The organism is Psychrobacter sp. CCUG 69069, from assembly GCF_021023115.1.
Classification (GTDB): Bacteria; Pseudomonadota; Gammaproteobacteria; order Pseudomonadales; family Moraxellaceae; genus Psychrobacter; species Psychrobacter namhaensis.
In genome coordinates this window covers 1-19755 of sequence record NZ_QQAI01000022.1, presented here as the reverse complement: position 1 = coordinate 19755, position 19755 = coordinate 1, and the positions used below count along the sequence as shown (strand labels likewise).

Sequence of the window (19755 nt, the reverse complement as noted above, 5' to 3'; positions counted from 1 at the left end):
AAACGTACCTAATGACGATAAAGACCACAGCATAGACTGTGGTTTTTTAATGGTAATGATATGGATTTGACTGTTTTAGTCGCTACTTCTCCTTCAAAATATACCGCTAAGTTAAATTTTCTAAATTTTTACAGTGCCTGCTCGCTTAGCAGTTGACATTGAATGCAAATTACGATTAATTAGAGGGTGGCCTTCCTCGTTTTTTGGCTTTCTTCTTTCTTAAGCTTTTTTCTAATCATTCAGCATTCATTCAGTCACCATGTACCTTGATAGAATATTTACCTTGATGAATAGTCAGGCAAATAGGTAATGGAAAATAGGATCGTTACTTTATGAGTCAAACCTTACCCAAACTCAGTCATCATCTAGTCGATGACGCTCAGTACAATTTACTGCGTTCAGTAGGTTATCTCACTGCCGCTGAACGCCGTGATATTATTGATGCGTGTGAGTTCGGTGATATTGCACACATTAAAGACAAGCGTAAATCAGGGGAGCCTTATATTACGCACCCGATTGCGGTCGCTGAGATACTGGCGGGGTTTCGCCTAGATCGAGACACGATTATTGCGGCGATTTTGCACGATACGGTCGAAGACACAGAGGTAAGTGATGAGCAGCTTGAGCAGCGCTATGGCAGCGTCGTGGCAAGGCTGGTCGATGGTGTGACCAAACTAAAATCCTCCTCACACAATAAGCAACAAAATAAAGCCGCCACGTTTCATAAGATTCTGACAGCCACCCTTGCGGATCCACGCGTGTTGATTATCAAGCTTGCTGATCGATTACACAATATGTCCACGCTTGATGCGGTACGCCCCGAAAAACAGCGTACCACCGCCCAAGAAACCTTGGACTTTTATGTGCCTTTTGCCCGGCTCATGGGGCTTAATGACATTGCTGATTATATCGAAGTGCTTTGTTATCGCAATCTGAACTCTGATATGTATAACAAGCTGTCCGATAAGCTACTGCAGCATGGTCTTGGCCGTAATTTCCAAAAAGAAGCCATTCATCGTTATTTGAGTATTGTCCTCACCAATTTGGGACTGAATGGTCTGGTGAAAGTCTTAGACAATCGCGTGGTGATATACCGTCAGTTTTTCCGCAATCGCGGTGAGATTAATGCGTTACTTCGTCATTATGCGTTCGAGATTGTCCTCGACAATATCGAATCCTGTGACAAACTGGCGTATTACTTGATTAAAAAATATCAAATTGATGACAATCACATTGCTGATAATATTCGTAGGCCACTACCAGGCGGTAGTCAGTCGCTTACTTTGATTTATGAGCGTGATAACGATGTGGTAAAAGTAACTATTTTGACCAAGCAAATGCAGAGCGCTGCAAGGCTTGGCGTCATTGGCGCAGAGCACGCTTCTGATATCAGTCAATCGGTCATTCAGGCCTCACTGCGTAACATGAAAGACTTGGTCGATGAAGACAGCTTGGATGAAAACAGCCCTGACTTTTCAGCGGCAGTCTCTACCATTAATGAGCTGATGGACTATCTGCACTCCAGTAAAATCATCTGTTACAGTCCCAAGGGGCGTGCCTATGAGCTGCCACAAGGGGCCACCGCACTAGACTTCGCTTACGCTGTTGGACCTATGGTAGGTAACGTGGCCGTCGGTGCCAATATCGAGGGCAAGCCTGCCAAGCTTGGTACGGTAGTAAAAAATGGTCAATTGGTTGAAATTGAAGTAAATAGCCACTCAGAACCAAAAGCTGAGTGGCTTGGGTTTGTAGTGACCAATAAAGCACGTGAAGAGATTTTGCGTTGGTTTAAAGATTTGTCTGCTGCGGATAAGCAGCATCATGGCCAGCAAGCGTTAGACCGCGCCCTAAAAACCTACCAAAAAAGTCTCGATGACTTGACAGACAGTGACTGGAAAAACCTCACTGAATGGCGTGGATTAACAGAAAAAGATGCCCTATTTGAGCAAATAAGCTCAGGCACGCTCCTACCACAACTCGTGGTAACCCGCCTATTTAGCGATGAAGTCAATGATCTACAAGCCCAAGAACACAGTAATGATATGACGCAACCGCAGCAACTGATAGTTAACGCTTCTGGAGTGGAGCTTAACTTTGCCAATTGCTGTCATCCCATCTATGGTGATCCTATCGTTGGTCATTTGTCCCGCCATGGTTTGGTTGTCCATCGGCACAAATGTTTCTCGCTGGACGATATTCGTAAAGACAACCCGTATCAAGTCATTCAGCTGCGCTGGCGTAGTGACAAAGCCGTACAACAAGGTGAGTCAGGCGAGTACGATATAAAAAATACCGGAAAGATTCGCTTCCCCGCTTATCTAAAGCTGTCTATTGCGCTAAGCGATGAACAAATTACTGAAGTTATCTATCATCTACGCCAGTTAAACATCGGGGTCGAGACAGTCGATGTCCGTAACAGTGACACCATCATCCACATCATTGTGCGTAGTCGTAACCACTTAGCCCAAGGCATTCGCGAGCTGCGCTCATTACTCGGCTTTCCCAATATCATACGGCTATATCAGCTGTAGTGACGATGGTGAGTTAGCAGCAACGGCTACGCAATACAGCATTGAATAGATCATTGACTATTTTTAGAAAAACCCAAAACAATGATAAAATAGTAAATTGTTTTATTGATTGTCTAGCAAATAAACTTAGACTGTATAATCACTTATCGGTTGATACGGCCTTGTAAGCCCAACCAGAAAAATATAAAAAAGGATATGATATGACTCGTCAAACCATTCAAACAGATAAAGCACCTGCGGCTGTTGGCACCTATTCACAAGCGGTAAAAGTTGGTAATACCGTCTACATCTCAGGACAGCTTGGTTTCGATCCTGATACCATGGAATTAAGAGACGGCTTTGAGGCGCAAGCGAAGCAAGTCTTTGAGAATATCAAGGCCATCTGCGAAGCTGCTGGCGGCAGTATAAATGACGTGGTTAAGTTTAATGTGTCATTAACAGATTTGAATGACTTTGCGGCTTTAAATGAGGTATTTGTTGCCAACTTAAGCGAGCCATATCCTGCCCGTGCAGCCGTCCAAGTTGCGGCACTGCCTAAAGGCGGCGTGGTAGAAATTGAGTCTATTTTGTATATTGAGTAATTCGTATAGATTACCCTACTTAACTCTCAATTCTTAAGTCAAAGTAACCCTTTTAAAATAAGCCCAAATAGCCCTATTTGGGCTTACTTTTATGACGCTGATCAATGTCGTTATTTAACCCACTAAAAGTCTATGGGTGTATTTTATGTTGGTACAAGTTGCGCTGCCTGTGCCCCTTTATCGGGTGTTTGACTATAGCCTACCGGCAGAAACAAGCGTCTCGCCACATGTGCTGTTACCGCAAATTGGTAGCCGCGTCGAGGTATCATTCGGTCGTCAAACCCTGATCGGTATCGTTATTGCTCATATCTCTGAAGTGGATAGTAGCGTTCCCCTCAACAAGCTAAAGCCTATTAATCAATGCTTAGATGCTGAGCCTATTTTAGAGGGCAGTATGCTAAAACTGGCTTTTTGGCTTGCGCGTTATTATCACTACCCACTTGGTGACGTCTTAGCGGTCATCTTGCCAAGCCTTATTCGTCAAGGCAAACCGTTAGATTTGCTGATTACGCACTGGCGAATTTTGCCACATGTCACTGATGATAACTTTCGCGCCAACGCAAAAAAGCAAAAACAGCAATTTGATATGCTAAAACTACATGGCGAACATGGCGCTAGTGAAGATGTACTGCTGTTAGAAGGCATGGAGCGCAATTTTTTAAAAACGCTTGAAGACAAAGGCCTGATCGAGCGTTATATTCAACCAAAACAAGCGTCCTCGCCTGTGACATTAGCAAAAATGCCCCTAGATCTCAATGATGAGCAGCAGCTTGCGGTCAATGCTATTGTTGCTGCTCATGACGCTACACGCTACACGGGGTTTTTATTAAATGGCATTACCGGCAGTGGTAAGACCGAAGTCTATCTACAAGCGATGCAAGCCGTATTAGAAGCCGGCAAGCAAGTGCTGATCTTAGTGCCCGAGATTGGCCTTACACCGCAGACGCGGGCGCGCTTTGCCAGTCGATTTGCCGCCCATATCGTCTTGTTACATTCGGGAATGAACAATACCCATCGCTTACAAGGGTGGCAAGATTGCCGCACTGGACATGCTCAAATCATCATTGGTACACGATCAGCCGTGCTTTACCCCTTCGCAGATTTGGGCCTTATCATTGTTGATGAAGCGCATGATGGTTCTTATAAGCAACAAGACACTTTGCGCTATCACGCTGCTGATGTCGCCCTTTATCGCGGCTCACAGTACCGTATTCCTGTCGTGCTGGGTACGGCCACCCCCTCTCTTGAGCATTTAAAGTTAGTCGATGACGGCAAACTCGTTGAGTACCAACTACTTACTCGTCCTGGTAATGCTGAGCCTGCATCCATGCAGCTCATTGACGCCCGTCTACAAAGCACCCATCAACAAACCACGAATGATGGCACACGCTATGACACAGGCCTGACAGATGCGCTAATCGGAGCAATACGGCAAACGCTCGAGGCAGGCGACCAAGTATTAATTTTCTTAAACCGTCGCGGCTATGCGCCTGTTCTATTATGCGAAGCGTGCGGTTGGCAGGCAGATTGTCCGCGCTGTGATGCTCATCTAACGGTACACTACAACAGCCAAACGCAGCGTCGCCACTACGCAAACAACGCCTATTTAAAATGCCACCATTGCGACTGGCAAACCTATATTCCGACTGTCTGCCCTGATTGCGGCAGTCAAAATTTAGATGCTAAAGGGATGGGCACCACAAGGCTGAGTGAAAACTTACACGCGATTTTTGCCAATCCGCAAACCAGTAAGGTGCTTTACCCCATAATTCAAATCGATCGCGATACGACAAGGCGTAAAGACAGCTGGGAAAATATTTATCAGCGTATCAATGAAGGCAAGCCTGCGATACTGGTCGGCACGCAAATGGTTGCCAAAGGTCACCACTTTCCCAATGTCACCCTCGTCTGCCTACCCAATGCCGATCGTGGATTTTTATCCGCAGACTTTCGCTCGCCCGAGCATACCGCCCAGCTGATGATTCAGGTGGCAGGCCGCGCAGGCCGCGGTGACAAGGCCGGACGCGTGCTGATTCAAACCTTGCAACCTGACAATGAGCTGTTACTAAAACTGGTCAAAGATGGCTATTTATCCTTTGCTCGTGAGTTGCTGCAAGAACGCAAAATGATGGGCTTACCCCCGCATAGTCATGCCGCGCTGATACGCTGTGAAGGCAAAACGCTTGCGGCCACCACGCAAGCGCTCAAAGATGCGATTGCCATTTTACCAAACGCCCATAAACTGGCCGTACTGGGGCCTATCGATGCGCCTATGAGTAAAAAGAACAGCCGCTACCATGTCCAGCTACTGCTCTTAGGCAAAGATCGTCGCCACTTACATCATGTACTCAGCCAATGGTGGCAACCCGTACTTGCCCTGCCAAGCGCTAAATACCTCAAGCTTACTTTGGATATTGACCCTGTGGGTTGGTAGTTAAAGCACTGTAAAGTAATCATCGGGCGCCGCGGTGTTATTTTTACTTCGGGGTAACAGTTTCTCATACTCGACTGTGTTAAATTTATAACAGCTGTTTGGCCTGCTTGATTAGCAGATAGCTTCCGTGTGCCGTACAAGTATGGATTATTTAATGTAACGTCAGAAACTTGAGTGTTGTTATGAAATCAGAAAATTCAAACCCGAGGCAAAATAATCCTGCTCATCAGGGTGCTACTGATACGCACACACATCAAGATAGTGAGTACCCTAACTATACGCATGCAGGGCAAGACAATCATGATCACGATGCCCATTTAGAACAGACAACAGCCCCGAGAGACACTAAAGGCTATCAACGAACGTTACTGATTAGCTTTCTTATCATTACTGGCTACATGTTTATCGAAGCCATCGGTGGCTGGCTCACAGGCAGCTTGGCGCTATTATCAGATGCCGGTCACATGCTAAGCGATGCGATAGCCCTTGGTGCCACCCTAATGGCGTTTAAGATTGGCGAAAAATCAGCCACTCACCAAAAGACCTTTGGTTATAAGCGCTTTGAGATTTTAGTCGCTACCTTAAATGGTGCTACGCTGGTTATCATCGCTCTAATGATTTTTTATGAAGCGATCAAACGTTTCAATTCACCCCCTGAAATTGCTACGCAAGGTATGCTGATCGTTGCGACTATCGGTATGTTGGTCAACATTTTGGTGGCGTGGTTCATGCATCGAGGTAGCCGCAGTGGTGATGCTCACGGGCACAGTCATGGGACAAATGATACCCTGTCAGCTGACAATAAAGAGCCGGTTAATCTCAACATGCAGAGTGCTTACTTGCACGTATTGAGTGATTTACTAGGATCAGTCGCTGCTATCATCGCAGCCTTACTGATGATGGGATTTGGTTGGGTATGGGCGGATGCGGTAGCCTCGGTAGTGGTTGCCATCCTGATATTAGTAAGCGGTTACCGTGTCGTCCGTGATTCAGTGCACATCTTAATGGAAGGCACGCCTGCTCATATATCGTTAGTCGATGTCGAACAAAAACTGCTTACTCACCCGCAGGTAAATGCTGTCCACGACCTTCATGTTTGGAGTATTACTAGCGGCCTAAACGCCTTATCTTGTCACATCGTGGTCGATGGCGACATGAGTATTCATAAATCAAGCGTGTTGATTGCCAGTCTAGAACAAAGCTTACTCGAGCTTGGTATCCATCACGCCACCATTCAGGTCGAAAGCTTGTCGCACCCACAAACCGAAACACATAGTGATGCCTTAGTTTGTGATATCTCAAAGCAGCCCGCTGACAGTAACAAACACATAGGGCACAATCACTAAGCCATAAAAAAAACGAAAATTAAGCGAGATTATGTGGTTATAATAAAGACTGATTAGCAATAACAAGCAATCAAGCGGAACGTCGTTTGACTTAAGCCACCATATTTATTAGCATTTTTACCTATCTATTGATGATGTATCACTATGTCTAAACGCTCAGCGCCCTTTGTCGCCCCAGATCATATCGAAGACCCTACGTCAAAGGATGGCAAAAAACACGCCAAAGTTTTGCTCTCAACGCTGCAAGAAGACATTGCCAGCTTTCGTAATGAACAGTTTCCGCCGGATATTTTGCGGCAAATTCGTGACATGCCGATTTATGAAGGTAACTTAGCCGAGGTCCAAGCTTATCAACAGCGCTGGCAGCCTTTGCTGGCGCGTGCACTGGCTTTTTATCCGGCTGCCAATCTACCACCTGACTATCTGCCGCTACCTGCCAGCCTTGAGATTCCGCAGTTTATTTATCATGTGCAACGCTTGCATCTGACCAAGACTCGTGCCAAAGAATCCAAAAGCTTTGGCTCGGTAGGCGCACTTACTGATAAATGTGGTGATTACACGGTTGATGAAGTTGCCCGTATGGCAGCCGTGTTTGATAGTGATGATGAAGCGCGTCTGGTCGCGCACCGTGAATTTATTGATTTACGTGCTTATGTTTTTTGCCGTGATAGTAAAGGCGAGATGCTAGAGCCTGAACGGGTGCGCTTTTATCGTACTGGCCTGATTGTCCATGCCTTGCCTGACTTTAAAATCGTAGACAGTCGGCAGACTCCGCGTAAGCGTCGTAATGATGCGTATAACAACCCAATCGCAGACAACGGCATTTGGAAAATTTACCGCAAAAAATAGTTTACGTCGCCGCCATATCGTTTTTGCTACCACCGCTTTATATTGCTCACTTGATTGCCACCATTAAGGATACAAGATGTTCGCTGCCGCCGCCGGCTCACCAAACTTAATGTTACAAGCTACGATTTTCTTGGGGGCAGCATTACTTTTTGTACCCTTAGGCAAACGCTTTGGGATTGCAACTGTGTTGGGCTATCTCATCACAGGGCTTATATTGGGCCCAAGTGGCTTAGATGTGGCGGGCGATGCAGAGAGCTTACTGCACTTTTCTGAATTTGGCGTGGTCATGCTGCTGTTTATCATCGGGCTTGAGCTACAGCCTTCACGGCTTTGGGCATTACGGCGCTCGATATTCGTCCTTGGTGGCCTCCAAGTTGGTCTTACCGGCGCCTTATTGATGTGGCTGTTAATACAGTTTTTTACTTTACCACTAGATACCGCTTTTATTGTCGGTTTTGGTCTTGCCCTCTCTTCCACTGCTTTTGTGCTCCAAATACTGACCGAAAAACAGCAGCTTTCAAGCACCCACGGCCGAGAAGCGTTTACGATTTTATTGTTCCAAGATATCGCAGTTATCCCCCTTCTAGCGGTCATTCCATTCCTATCGGGGGTGCGTGAACAAAGCTACGACTTGATTTACTTTGGTAAGGTTTTTGCTGTTTTTGCCGGCCTCATTTTTGCTAGTCGCTATATTATCCGGCCGTTTTTTAAATTTGTCGCGTCAAGTGGGGCATCTGAATTATTGACTGCCGTGGCACTGTTTATCGTCATGGGTGTGTCTATTTTGATGGGCCAGATTGGTCTGTCGATGGCGCTAGGAGCATTTTTGACAGGCGTGTTGCTGGCCGATTCTGAGTACCGTCATGAGTTAGAAGCCAGTATCGAGCCTTTTAAAGGGTTGCTACTAGGGTTGTTCTTTATGTCGGTCGGTATGTTGACCGATGTCAAACTCATCTTGGCACAACCTCTCTTTATTATTGGTTGTGCGATGGCATTGATGTTTATCAAATTCGGTGTCATCGCGGCGATTGCAAAAATATCTGGCAATCGCTGGCCGACCAGTATCAGACTAGGCGTCACGCTAGCCCAAGGCGGTGAATTCGCCTTTGTCTTATTCAGTGTTGCGACCGCCCAAAATGTCTTACGACCCGAGCTTGCAAACACGCTTAACCTTATCGTAACCATCTCGATGGCACTCACACCACTGGCATTTTTATTGTTAGAAAAAGTGGGTGAGCCTTTATTTGCCAAAAGCAAACCAAGCCGCGAATACGATACCATTCCAGATCATGAACATCAGGTCATTATTGCCGGTTTTGGACGTGTCGGACAAATCATCGGGCGTGTGCTGCGCATGCATAATATCGAGTTTACCGCCATTGAGCGCTCAGCGAATCGCGTCGATTTTGTCCGTAAGTTTGGTAATCAAGTCTATTATGGTGATCCCAAAAACCCAGAAATATTACGCGCCGCGGGTATCAAAAAAGCCCGTGTGTTCATTCTCGCTATTGATGATTTAGAGCGTTCTATCACAACGGCGCAGTACTTGCGTAAAAACTATCCTGAGATGATTGTGTTAGCGCGCGCGCGTGACCGCCAGCACTATTACCGTTTACGTGAGGTTGGGGTGCGACATATCTGGCGTGAGACGTATTTGTCTTCTTTAGACATGTCGCGAGAGTCCCTACAGCTGCTGGGTATCTCACCCGAAAAAGCTCGCGAAACGGTACAGACATTCCGTGACTACGATGATGACTTGATTGAACGTCAGCAAGCTATTTATGACGATGAAGCCAGCATGATCGAATCAGCACAGTCAGCAATGGCAGAGCTTGAGAGTTTGTTTGATGAAGATATCGATAAGGCTCGAAAGATGGATTTAAGCGATTTTTATGATGCACTAAAAAGCCAAGCGACACCCGTTGATGATAAAGAGGACATCGCCACTGATTCTAAAAACTCACTGTAATGGCTAGGGCGTGTCCTCATTGCAGCTTTCCGGTGCTAGCTTTTTATTCAATGAACTCATGCAGTCCCAGCTATCACCCTCTGGTAGATGATAAAAAACGAGTGTCTGATCATTGAGGTAGCGTATAGGAAACTTGACGTTTCGTATCGTGGCAATCACTGCACAGTCGGTTTCTGCTACGCCAGCCGCTTTGTTATCGATCTCAATGCGTATCTGCTGAGTCTCGGTATTAAGCGGCAGATTCACTGGACACCGTCCTGTTTTCTGATACATCAGTGCCACACGGTTTTGTGTCGTTTTGGCGACATCATAGGTGTCAAACAATACCTCATTGGCTTTTGGCTTAGCGATAATAGGTAAAAACTGCACCTTGATGACCATTAAAGCAAAGGCAAAAAAACCAAACCCTAACGCCAATCCAAATAAACTCACCCCACCCTCTCGGCGTAGATGTGCTTGTTGCGCGGCCTCATCTCGCGGATAGTCATTGATAGCGTCAGCAATCTCACGCCTTGCCATGCGATAATAATAAGCGTCCGTCCAGCGAGCCACCATAAATGACCAAAATAGCCAAATAATGGCAGCAATGCCTATACGTGTCGCCATCTGGTACGCATCAGGAATGTAAGACATCGCCACAAACTCAAACGCCACCAATACAATGGCCACGTTAAGCTGGATAAAAGACCACCCTGCCACACTATAGACAATGGCATCCATGTAACGCTTACGATATAGCAGCCAAGGAAAGGTGATAAAAAATGCGGCCCAGTGCCATTTTGGCGACAGATAACCTTGCTGATCGAATTGCTCAAAGCGTTTAAGATAGTAACGCTGGCTACGATGGCCAATAAACCACTTGTCTAGCTGTTGGCGCTTCGTAGGCGTTAGCTGTTCTTGATAAAACGGGGGCGGCGAATCCGTCTCGATAAATAGCATGGCAGTACACTCTGTTGGACTCAAAAATGACTCTATCAACGACTATTATATGATAATGTCAAAACTCGTGTATAGCATAGAGCAACCATGGAAGTCAGCCGAAAGCCTGCTAAAACAAGTTTGTACGTTCACAGTTGTACCGATTTGACTTATAATGAGCCAACCTCACCCACCTAACGAAGCCTTATTAATCCTATGAGTCAACATCCTGATATCAACGATAACATCACTAGTAGTAATACAACTGATGAGCAAGCCCTTAATAGCACTGAGCAACATAGCGATATCGACAGCAATGCCGATAGTGAAACAGAGCCAGCCACTGACAAACACCTACGTATTGTCAACACGTTTATGAAGCGGCGTACGCACATGAATAAAAACGCTGAACTGGCACTGACTGCGCCAGAGTTTGCCGATTATCTGGTCAATAACAGTTTCGGTGACGGCAATCTCGATGGTATTGATAACTTGCGTTCACTATTTACCGACAGCCCCAACGGCAGTGAAGCGCCGCTTACGCTAGAGATTGGTTTTGGACTGGGTGACTCATTCATCGAGATGGCAGCAGCCGAACCGACCCGTAATTTCGTTGGTGTCGAAGTACATGAGCCTGGCATTGGTAAATGCGCTTACATGGCAGGGACTCAAGGTTTGACCAATGTTAAAATCATCAACGGTGATGCCATTCAATTGCTCAAACAATTGCCAGAAAATCATATCGATCGTATTCAACTTTACTTCCCTGATCCATGGCAAAAAAAACGTCATTACAAACGCCGTTTCGTCAGTCCTGAACGTATGACCATTGTCACTCGTAGCTTAAAACAAGGCGGCTGGTTCCATACAGCCACTGACTGGGAGCACTACGCTTTTTGGATGGTTGACGTTTTAGATAACTTTGCCGGATTAACCAATCAAGCGGGCGCGGGCAATTTCACTGACCGCCCTGACTTTCGTCCAATGACCAAGTTCGAGCGTCGTGGTTTAGAGCGTGGACATGGGGTTTGGGATTTAATCTATATTAAAGATTAACGCGCACGGCTCACTCTCAATAGATTTTCACTCTAGCGGCTAAATTATTTAGCCGCTTTTTTGTACTTGTTCGCCCGCTCTCTACTAAATTACATGAGATTATTGCCTCATTTCTTGGCCATATCCCTTAAACCACCGAGCATGAGAATTTTTAGGGATAAAAATTCATAAAAATGTCACATGTGAAACATCACGACTAGCAGTCCATATATCGATAAATATACATTTGCACTGGTATAAAAAAATATTATAGACTTATTGTCCTATGTTAATTATCTGCGCAATCATTGGTACTATAAGGGATTCATGAGTTCTCCCCATAAGCTGTGGATAACCCTGTGTATAAGTCACCCCTTGACAGAGACACCCCTAGATAACATAAAGGACAAGGTAAAATCGTTCATTTTTTATACAATTAAAAACTCACTAAAAATCAGACACTTAAACCTAGTGTTTACTCATAAAAAATTATTTTAAATATTTTTAAAAAAAATTTTATAGTCAATAATGTTTCACAACAGGGAAATCTGAGCATTTTATTTGCTGTGGACAACTCATAAAACTATTGACAAACCACCCCCTTTTCCTGTCCAAAACTTCTATTTTCTTGTCAGTCCTCTCAAAAATTACAGACCAAACAGTAGCCTTAAATCATGCGACAGTTATTGTCGTTTAGCGTCGTCTGCCCCTCTATGTGTCCCTTGGATTTTGTTATAATTGCCTTATCTAACCAGTAGCGCTACCGATGTTAATGCGCATAATGTGACGCAACCCACACTATGACCGCTACTTTTTATGAACTTATTTTTACTTTTCTCGTGATTTAATTTTACTGTATAGTAGAGTGATACATCAGATATGACTGATGACATCACCACTATTATCCCCTATTTATTCTAGCTAGACGCTGGTCGCCTCTTATTGTCTAAGTAGCAATCAGCCCTATTGAACCATCATTTTGAGTAGTACGTACCTTTTATAGATAGCATCAAAATTGATCGTTTCACATTCATTATTGCAAACAAGGAATCCAATATGGACGACAATAAAGCCAAAGCCCTCAAAGCGGCATTAGGTCAAATTGAAAAGCAGTTTGGTAAAAATACCATTATGCAACTAGGTGACGACTCAGCCATTCTTGATGCTGATGTGGTCTCAACAGGCTCTCTTGGTCTCGATATTGCGCTTGGTATCGGCGGTCTGCCCAAAGGACGTATCGTTGAAATCTATGGTCCTGAAAGCTCAGGTAAAACCACCATGACATTGCAAGCCATTGCCGAATGTCAAAAACAAGGCGGCACTTGTGCCTTTATTGATGCTGAGCATGCCCTCGATCCTGTCTATGCACGCAAGCTTGGCGTGAATACTGACGATTTGTTGCTCTCCCAGCCTGATAATGGTGAACAAGCGCTTGAAATCACCGACATGCTAGTACGGTCAGGAGCGATCGATATGATCGTTATTGACTCAGTTGCCGCCTTGACGCCGCGTGCAGAGATTGAAGGCGAGATGGGCGACTCGCATATGGGACTACAAGCTCGCTTGATGAGCCAAGCATTACGTAAAATCACCGGTAACGCCAAGCGCTCTAACTGTATGGTGGTCTTTATTAACCAAATCCGTATGAAAATTGGTGTGATGTTCGGTAGTCCTGAGACGACGACAGGTGGTAATGCACTCAAATTCTATGCCTCAGTACGTATGGACATCCGCCGTATCGGTGCGGTCAAAAATGGTGATGAAATCATCGGTAACCAAACCCGTGTCAAAGTCATCAAAAACAAAATGGCCCCGCCATTCCGTCAAGCTGAGTTTGAGATTACTTACGGTGAAGGAACCAATCACTTAGCCGAAGTCATTGATTTGGGTGTCGAGATTGGCGCGGTTGGAAAAGCGGGCTCTTGGTACAGTTATGGCGACGAAAAAATCGGTCAAGGTAAAGCCAACTCTGTGTTGTTCTTAAAAGAGAACCCTGCCATTGCTAAAGAGATCGAAGACAAAATTCGTGCCGAAAAGCTTGGGGTGAAAAACGACAGTAAAGCCGCAGATGGTGACAAAGCTAATGAAGCCAACGAAGAATTGGTCTCTGACCCTGTACAATAGTGGTTTCATCATTAATTGTTAACAGTTCCCATGGTTTATAATGAACATTAAAACCTTAGCTGACATACTCGCTGAATCGGACGCCGACTCAGCGAGTACTCCTCGTACCCCGCAAAAAAAGCCTTCTCAGTCCTCTATATCTGTTAAACGTACCTATAAAGACCAACCCATACAGACAACTAAAGCGACTAAGCGCTCAATCCATTCGGACAAAAAGCCATCTTTGCCCAGCGATTCTAGCTTTGATGAAGACACTATCGAGACACCCTCCTCGACGGATCAAAAACCCTCCAAATCCAAAAGACGTAAAAAACGCTTTCACCCAGCGGCTAACTTTACCCCTGAACCTAGCGATGCGCCTACTTATCAACCACCTAAAGCACAGAGCATCAAAGAGATGCTGGCAGAAGTTAAGCATAATGTTCATGGCAATAACGACGATAGTGCCGCCACTACTGACGACCAGCCATATGCAGACAGCTCGGAATACCCACCTGCGCAAACAGCGACTGATGATGGTGCAGCGGACAACCAAACCGACAATCTACCAGCCGCACTAAAAGCCTACTTGCGCACACCCGAACAACGACAGGCCGATATCGATGCCATCAAAGCTGAAAGCCGTTTGCGTTGGTTGGCTTTTTATTATTTGTCGCGCCGTGAGTATGGTAAGGCTGAGCTTAAACAAAAACTGATCGATAAAGAGCAAGATCCAGAAAAGGTAGATGCTCTGCTCGATGAGTTTGCAGAAAAAGGCTATCAAAGTGATTACCGTACCACACTGATGCTAATACGTGAAAATATTCGAAAAGGTCGTGGACGCGGACGTATCAAGCAAGAATTTTATCGTAAGAAAATCGCTATGCCAGGCAATATCGATGAGCTAATTGATCTGGCAAATGCAGAGTCTGATGAGTTTAGCGAGTTTGTGGAGGATAGCGCGGATACGCCGGTTGACGGGGTCGATTGGCTAAAACTGGCGGTCATAGCGCGTACCAAAAAGTACGGTGCTGACATTCCTACTGAGCAAAAAGACAAAGCCCGCCAGCTACGGTTTTTGCAATATAGAGGATTTAAGACCGATATCTGCTTTGCTGCGCTCAACTATACCTTAGAGACGTTAGATGAGCGCTTTTAGCGGATTGTCTTTAAACTTTTTTACTTTCAGTTACTTAGGGCGTGGTTCTTTATTAATAATAGCCGAGTACTTTCCACCAAATCAAACCGGCACCGATCCAAATAACTAGGTTGACCACACTCATAATCGCACCAATACTCCACCATTCTTTTAACGTCACATAGCCAGAGTTAAAGATAACCGGCGCAGTACCAGTCGCATAATGAGTCAGCGTCATCATAATATTACCTGCTGCGGCCAAAATGAGCGCATACAACATCGGCGGTGCCCCTAAAGTTAGCCCTACTGCATAAAAGGCGGCAAACAGTGCTGTGATATGGGCAGTGGTACTCGCGAAAAAGTAATGTATGTATAAGTATACTAAGGTCAAGATAGTCACTGCCCCTATCCAACCTACGCCAGTTGTACCAATCAAAGACTCAATATTACCTGAGAACCAGCTGATCAAGCCGAGCTCGTTAAGATAAGCCGCCATCATAATGAGCGCACCAAACCAGACAATGGTATCCCATGCCGATTTCTCTTTTAGAATATCTTCCCAAGTCAGGACACCCGTCAGTATCAAGGTTGTCAAGCCGATAAAAGCCGTTGTAGTCGCGTCAACGCTATACTGCTCACCTAAAATCAATGCAGGTATGTTCGCCCATAACAGCAGCATTAGACCAAATACACCAAGCATGATTTTTTCTTGAGTATTTATTTGACCCATTTCTGCTAAATTGTCTTTTGCAAAACCTTTGGCATCGGGTGTTTCTTTGACATCAGGCGGATAGATCATATAAATGACTAATGGCATAACAACCAGACACAGCATACCTGGCACAAACATCGCCACCGCCCACGTCGTCCATGACAACTGAATGTCACCACCTGTGATTTTATTAACTAAGTCCACGACTAAAGGGTTGGGAGCAGTAGCAGTAATAAACATGCCAGAGGTAATGGGATTGGCGTGGTAGTTAACCATCGCCAAATAGCGACCCATTTTGTTTTGAGTGCCCTCCTCTGGCGTTGAATGAAAGCTGTGCGCAATGGAATTCATAATGGGATGAATAATCCCACCCCCACGAGCCGTATTAGAAGGCGTAATGGGTGCTATCATCAACTCAGCTGCTGTCAAAGAATAAGCCACGCCAATGGTTTTTTTGCCAAAAATAGAGATAAAATAATAAGCAATACGTCGACCTAAGCCAGTCTTTATCAAGCCACGCGATATCATAACCGCGATACCAATTAGCCAAATCAGTGGACTTGAGTAGCTTGATAATGCGTCGCTAATGGCTTGTTTTGGGCTATCACTTGTCACGCCTGTGAGCGCCACGAGTGTGACTGCAATGATAGCGATCGCACCAATGGGTAGCACTTTACCGATGATGGCGACAATGGTACCAATGAACAATGCCAGCATATGCCACGCGTCAGGTGTAACGCCAGTAGGAACGGGAATAACAAACCAGATAATCAAACCAACTAAGATGGCAATAGCTGCTTGAATAGGTTTAAATGGCATGAGGAAATATCCTTAAAATGTGTTTTTACCCTCAGACAGTTATATTTTACACACTACCCTTAAAGGTACAAACGCTATAAAACGGCGTTGGATCAATCATACTGAGTGAATAGTACAACCATCTTATAAGATTTATATAACCGTTTTATTATTGTTCACCATTTTTAACATATCTTTTTAGATAATAAGGTAAATAGGCAGCAATAATGCTGCGGAAATGGTTCTGCTGTATTGGCAATAAAAAAAGAGCACGTCATCAGACGCACTCTTTTTAACGAATTTTCGGGCATACGGGCGCTTGTTAAAGTAAAAAGTTATTTTAAAGTATTTAGTCGACTAGACAACTGACCCATGATCTGGTCAATCTCTGCATTGGCCTCTCTTTCATTATCTAAGTTGCCATTCGGTGTGAGCTGATTCATGACTTCAGGCAGCAGTTCAGCCAGCCCCTGACGCACCTCTGCCTCATTCGCACCCGTGTGAGCAGCAACTTGCTGAATCTCACTGTCATCAAACAAACGACTGACCTCATTTGGATCAAGGTTGTCATTATCTTCTTGGTTACTCATCCAAGAGCGGGCTTGTTTTTCATAACCCATGCCAGTAATCTTGGATAACGCTCCGCTGAGGCCGCCGTTACGTTTGATCCAGCTTAATACCATTGGCATAAGGGCCGCGATTAGCATGCCTTTACCACCACCAAATCCGCCTCTCGTGCGTTGACCACCCAGTACACCGCCTAAGATATCTCCTAAGCCACCAGCGCCTGAGCTTACACCGCCGCGTTGATTGCCGCCAGCGAGACCACCTATAATATCGTCTAGACCAAAACCACTATCGGGTTGGCGATCATACTGTCTTGGATTGTAGCCCCCTGCTTGACTGCCGCCGCCTAACACACTACCCAATACATCTCCAAGACCACCAGTCCGACGTGGGGTGGTACGTTGGTTCACCGGGTTACGCTGTGCGTCTTCTGGATCCATAGCACTACGCGCCACTTGGCTCACCAAACTTCCTAATAAACTCATAACGCACTCCTTTTTTGTCATATTGTTGGTTATTGTCATCAGCCACTGTTTCTTTCTAACCACACTGATCACTAATCAGCACATGATGAAAAAGACGGTTGGCTGATACGCTTTATCGTTATCTTGCAATATAACAAATCTCTATAACCACCGAGATAGGTGTTTTGTTATGACATGTAGGCATGCGTAAGCTTATAGAGGCAATCGACTATCGGAAAAAAGTCGGTGTTTACCCTGTTTTATCAGCGCTCACACTGGCTAAAACATTCAGCTCTCTCCACTGATCCGCACCCACTTGATCGCGAAACACTGTCACTGATAAAGGCCGCCTATAAGGTTCTACTATAGTAAACTCAAAGCTCATCGCCCACTGATAGCGATGCACATTGATTAGTTGTGCCTGCCATAGCTCATCACCACGTCCAGTACGCATCAGGAGTTGCCACTGTCTGTCGACACGCTGACTAAGCGGTGGCTGACTAAAGTGCAACAGTATCGGTCGTGAGAATGTCAGATAGATAGTCACAGCGGCAGCAACTATTAAGATGACCACATACTGCCACAGAACTAAAGAAGCAAGCCATGCAAGTACAACCATAACGCTGGTTAACCCAATATACAGCACTAAACGTAAGTAGCTGGCCGGCTGGATAGCCGTATCAATACGCAATGGGGCTGTTGAAGTCATGTATGAGCACCAAAGAAAACGTTAACCATTACATTACGTCAAATCTTTGGTATGACGCCACGTTTTAATTTTATTGACCAACGTCCATATTGCTTCATCTTCTGGACGATTTTGATTGGTAAAATAATCCAACAAATCAGGATCTTCATGAGTCAGCATTTGCGCAAACGTTTCTTGCTCGGCAGGATCTGCTGTTAGATACAGCTCTTTGACATAAGGGTCGATATAAAAATCCAATTCCTTTAGTCCGCGACGCGCCTGATAAATAATGCGGCGCTGCTCATTGGTAGGTTCAGGCTGAGTGATATTCATAGAGAGATTCTCGTTCATTTAGAGGGATTCTGTTAGTGTATTTACTGCGGTTGTGAAAACTGATCTTAGTTTTGGATCGGGCTGATACATAGTGATAGCATGAGACAGTAACCTCAAGTGCCAAGCACCGCAAAGCGCTACTAACGACCGTGATAGGTAGATAACTGATGCCACAACGCCACTGCTTGCTGCATCATCGCCACGTTATGGGTACGAATGATACTGGCCCCCTGCTGTAGCGCAAATATGCCAGCAGCAGTCCCGACTGCATCGCGCTCTACTGCTTGAGTGTTAGCGACTGCTTTTACGTCACTTTTACTAAGCACTTCCGCTAAAAAACGCTTACGTGAAATACCAAACATCATTGGTAAACCAAGTACTTTTAACTGTTCAAGTTGACTTAACAAGGCACAATGGTGGTCATAGTTTTTGGCAAAACCAAAGCCTGGGTCAATGATGATTTTCTCCTGCTTGACCCCAAGACTCGTTACCTCCTGAATACGCGCCAAAAGCTCTGTCGTCACGTCACTAACCACCTCATCATACTGCGCAAGATCGTTCATCGTCGTTGGCTCACCGCGCATATGCATGAGCATCACAGGTATATCAAGCTCAGCCGCTACTGCTGTCGCGCCCTCACGTTTTAGGGCACGTACATCGTTCCAAATGTCAGCTCCCGCCTCAAAAGCTGCCTGCATCACGGCTGGATTACTGGTATCAATAGACAACCAGATATCATTCCCGCACTGCTGCCTGATTGCTTGAACCACGGGTACGACACGCTGTATCTCATCATTAGTGACCACAGTATCCGCATTTGGACGAGTAGATTCGCCGCCAATATCAATAATACTAGCGCCTTCTTCTATCATTTTTTGACAGTGCGTCAGCGCCTTATCTACGGCATTAAACTGCCCACCATCCGAGAAAGAATCTGGCGTTACATTCAGAATACCCATAACATGTGGCGACGATAAATCTAAGGTTTTATCACGACTTACTATCTTGTAAGGGGGTAAAGGTTGAAACAAGGACATAATCCATCCATCACAAGTAAATTTTTAAGAAATTTCGGTTTGTTACTATTTTATCTATGATACCAGTAAATCCTACTCTGTCCTAAACCCTTCATAAATGAGACCCACAAAAAAAGCCCTTTATTTGAACTGACCCCCATAAGTTGGACACAACTTATGGGGTATTTTTATGCGTTACGATCTGGACTTTAAGAGAGAAGTCATCGCATACTATCGGCAAGGACATACCGGAGTCGCAACAGCAAAGAAGTT

General features: G+C 45.2%; 15 protein-coding genes. 9 read left to right on the top strand and 6 right to left on the bottom strand.

What is annotated here, in order from left to right:
• Positions 1-332: 332 nt before the first annotated feature.
• The 6 genes from DVY93_RS11410 (at position 333) to DVY93_RS11385 (ending at position 9710) form a co-directional block, all read left to right on the top strand.
• Complete coding sequence (locus DVY93_RS11410) at positions 333-2531, top strand: RelA/SpoT family protein (protein ID WP_193004759.1); 2199 nt, start codon at positions 333-335, stop codon at positions 2529-2531.
• Positions 2532-2731: 200 nt separating this feature from the next.
• Positions 2732-3112: a RidA family protein gene (locus tag DVY93_RS11405; RefSeq protein WP_193004760.1), complete on the top strand. Its 381-nt coding sequence runs from the start codon at positions 2732-2734 to the stop codon at positions 3110-3112.
• Between the two features lie 145 nt (positions 3113-3257).
• Positions 3258-5546: a primosomal protein N' gene (locus tag DVY93_RS11400; protein WP_230710876.1), complete on the top strand. Its 2289-nt coding sequence runs from the start codon at positions 3258-3260 to the stop codon at positions 5544-5546.
• Between the two features lie 182 nt (positions 5547-5728).
• A complete protein-coding gene (locus DVY93_RS11395; RefSeq protein ID WP_230710875.1) occupies positions 5729-6892 on the top strand; it encodes a cation diffusion facilitator family transporter in 1164 nt (387 codons plus the stop codon).
• Between the two features lie 144 nt (positions 6893-7036).
• Complete coding sequence (locus DVY93_RS11390) at positions 7037-7741, top strand: hypothetical protein (RefSeq protein WP_193004763.1); 705 nt, start codon at positions 7037-7039, stop codon at positions 7739-7741.
• Between the two features lie 76 nt (positions 7742-7817).
• Positions 7818-9710, top strand: a complete 1893-nt coding sequence (locus DVY93_RS11385; RefSeq protein ID WP_193004764.1) for a monovalent cation:proton antiporter-2 (CPA2) family protein — start codon at positions 7818-7820, stop codon at positions 9708-9710.
• Positions 9711-9713: 3 nt separating this feature from the next.
• On the opposite strand, the gene DVY93_RS11380 is transcribed toward DVY93_RS11385, so the two are convergent.
• A complete protein-coding gene (locus DVY93_RS11380) occupies positions 9714-10649 on the bottom strand; it encodes a DUF2628 domain-containing protein (protein ID WP_230710887.1) in 936 nt (311 codons plus the stop codon).
• A gap of 195 nt (positions 10650-10844) precedes the next feature.
• Between DVY93_RS11380 and trmB the strand changes: the two genes are divergently transcribed.
• The 3 genes from trmB (at position 10845) to DVY93_RS11365 (ending at position 14925) form a co-directional block, all read left to right on the top strand.
• Positions 10845-11684 (top strand): tRNA (guanosine(46)-N7)-methyltransferase TrmB, encoded by an 840-nt coding sequence (gene trmB, locus DVY93_RS11375; protein WP_230710874.1) that lies wholly within the window; start codon positions 10845-10847, stop codon positions 11682-11684.
• 1035 nt (positions 11685-12719) lie between these two features.
• Entirely contained in the window at positions 12720-13787 is a 1068-nt protein-coding gene (gene recA, locus DVY93_RS11370; protein WP_230710873.1) for a recombinase RecA, read from the top strand.
• 40 nt (positions 13788-13827) lie between these two features.
• A complete protein-coding gene (locus tag DVY93_RS11365; RefSeq protein WP_230710872.1) occupies positions 13828-14925 on the top strand; it encodes a regulatory protein RecX in 1098 nt (365 codons plus the stop codon).
• Between the two features lie 52 nt (positions 14926-14977).
• On the opposite strand, the gene DVY93_RS11360 is transcribed toward DVY93_RS11365, so the two are convergent.
• The 5 genes from DVY93_RS11360 to folP form a co-directional block, all read right to left on the bottom strand.
• On the bottom strand, positions 14978-16435 hold the full coding sequence (locus DVY93_RS11360) for an anion permease (protein WP_230710871.1): 1458 nt from the start codon (positions 16433-16435) through the stop codon (positions 14978-14980).
• A gap of 314 nt (positions 16436-16749) precedes the next feature.
• Positions 16750-17466, bottom strand: coding sequence for a YidB family protein (locus tag DVY93_RS11355; RefSeq protein ID WP_193004769.1), 717 nt, complete (start codon positions 17464-17466; stop codon positions 16750-16752).
• A gap of 229 nt (positions 17467-17695) precedes the next feature.
• Entirely contained in the window at positions 17696-18154 is a 459-nt protein-coding gene (locus DVY93_RS11350; protein ID WP_230710869.1) for a hypothetical protein, read from the bottom strand.
• A gap of 33 nt (positions 18155-18187) precedes the next feature.
• A complete protein-coding gene (locus DVY93_RS11345; protein WP_230710868.1) occupies positions 18188-18466 on the bottom strand; it encodes an FAD assembly factor SdhE in 279 nt (92 codons plus the stop codon).
• A gap of 140 nt (positions 18467-18606) precedes the next feature.
• Complete coding sequence (gene folP / locus DVY93_RS11340; protein WP_230710866.1) at positions 18607-19503, bottom strand: dihydropteroate synthase; 897 nt, start codon at positions 19501-19503, stop codon at positions 18607-18609.
• Positions 19504-19755: the final 252 nt, after the last annotated feature.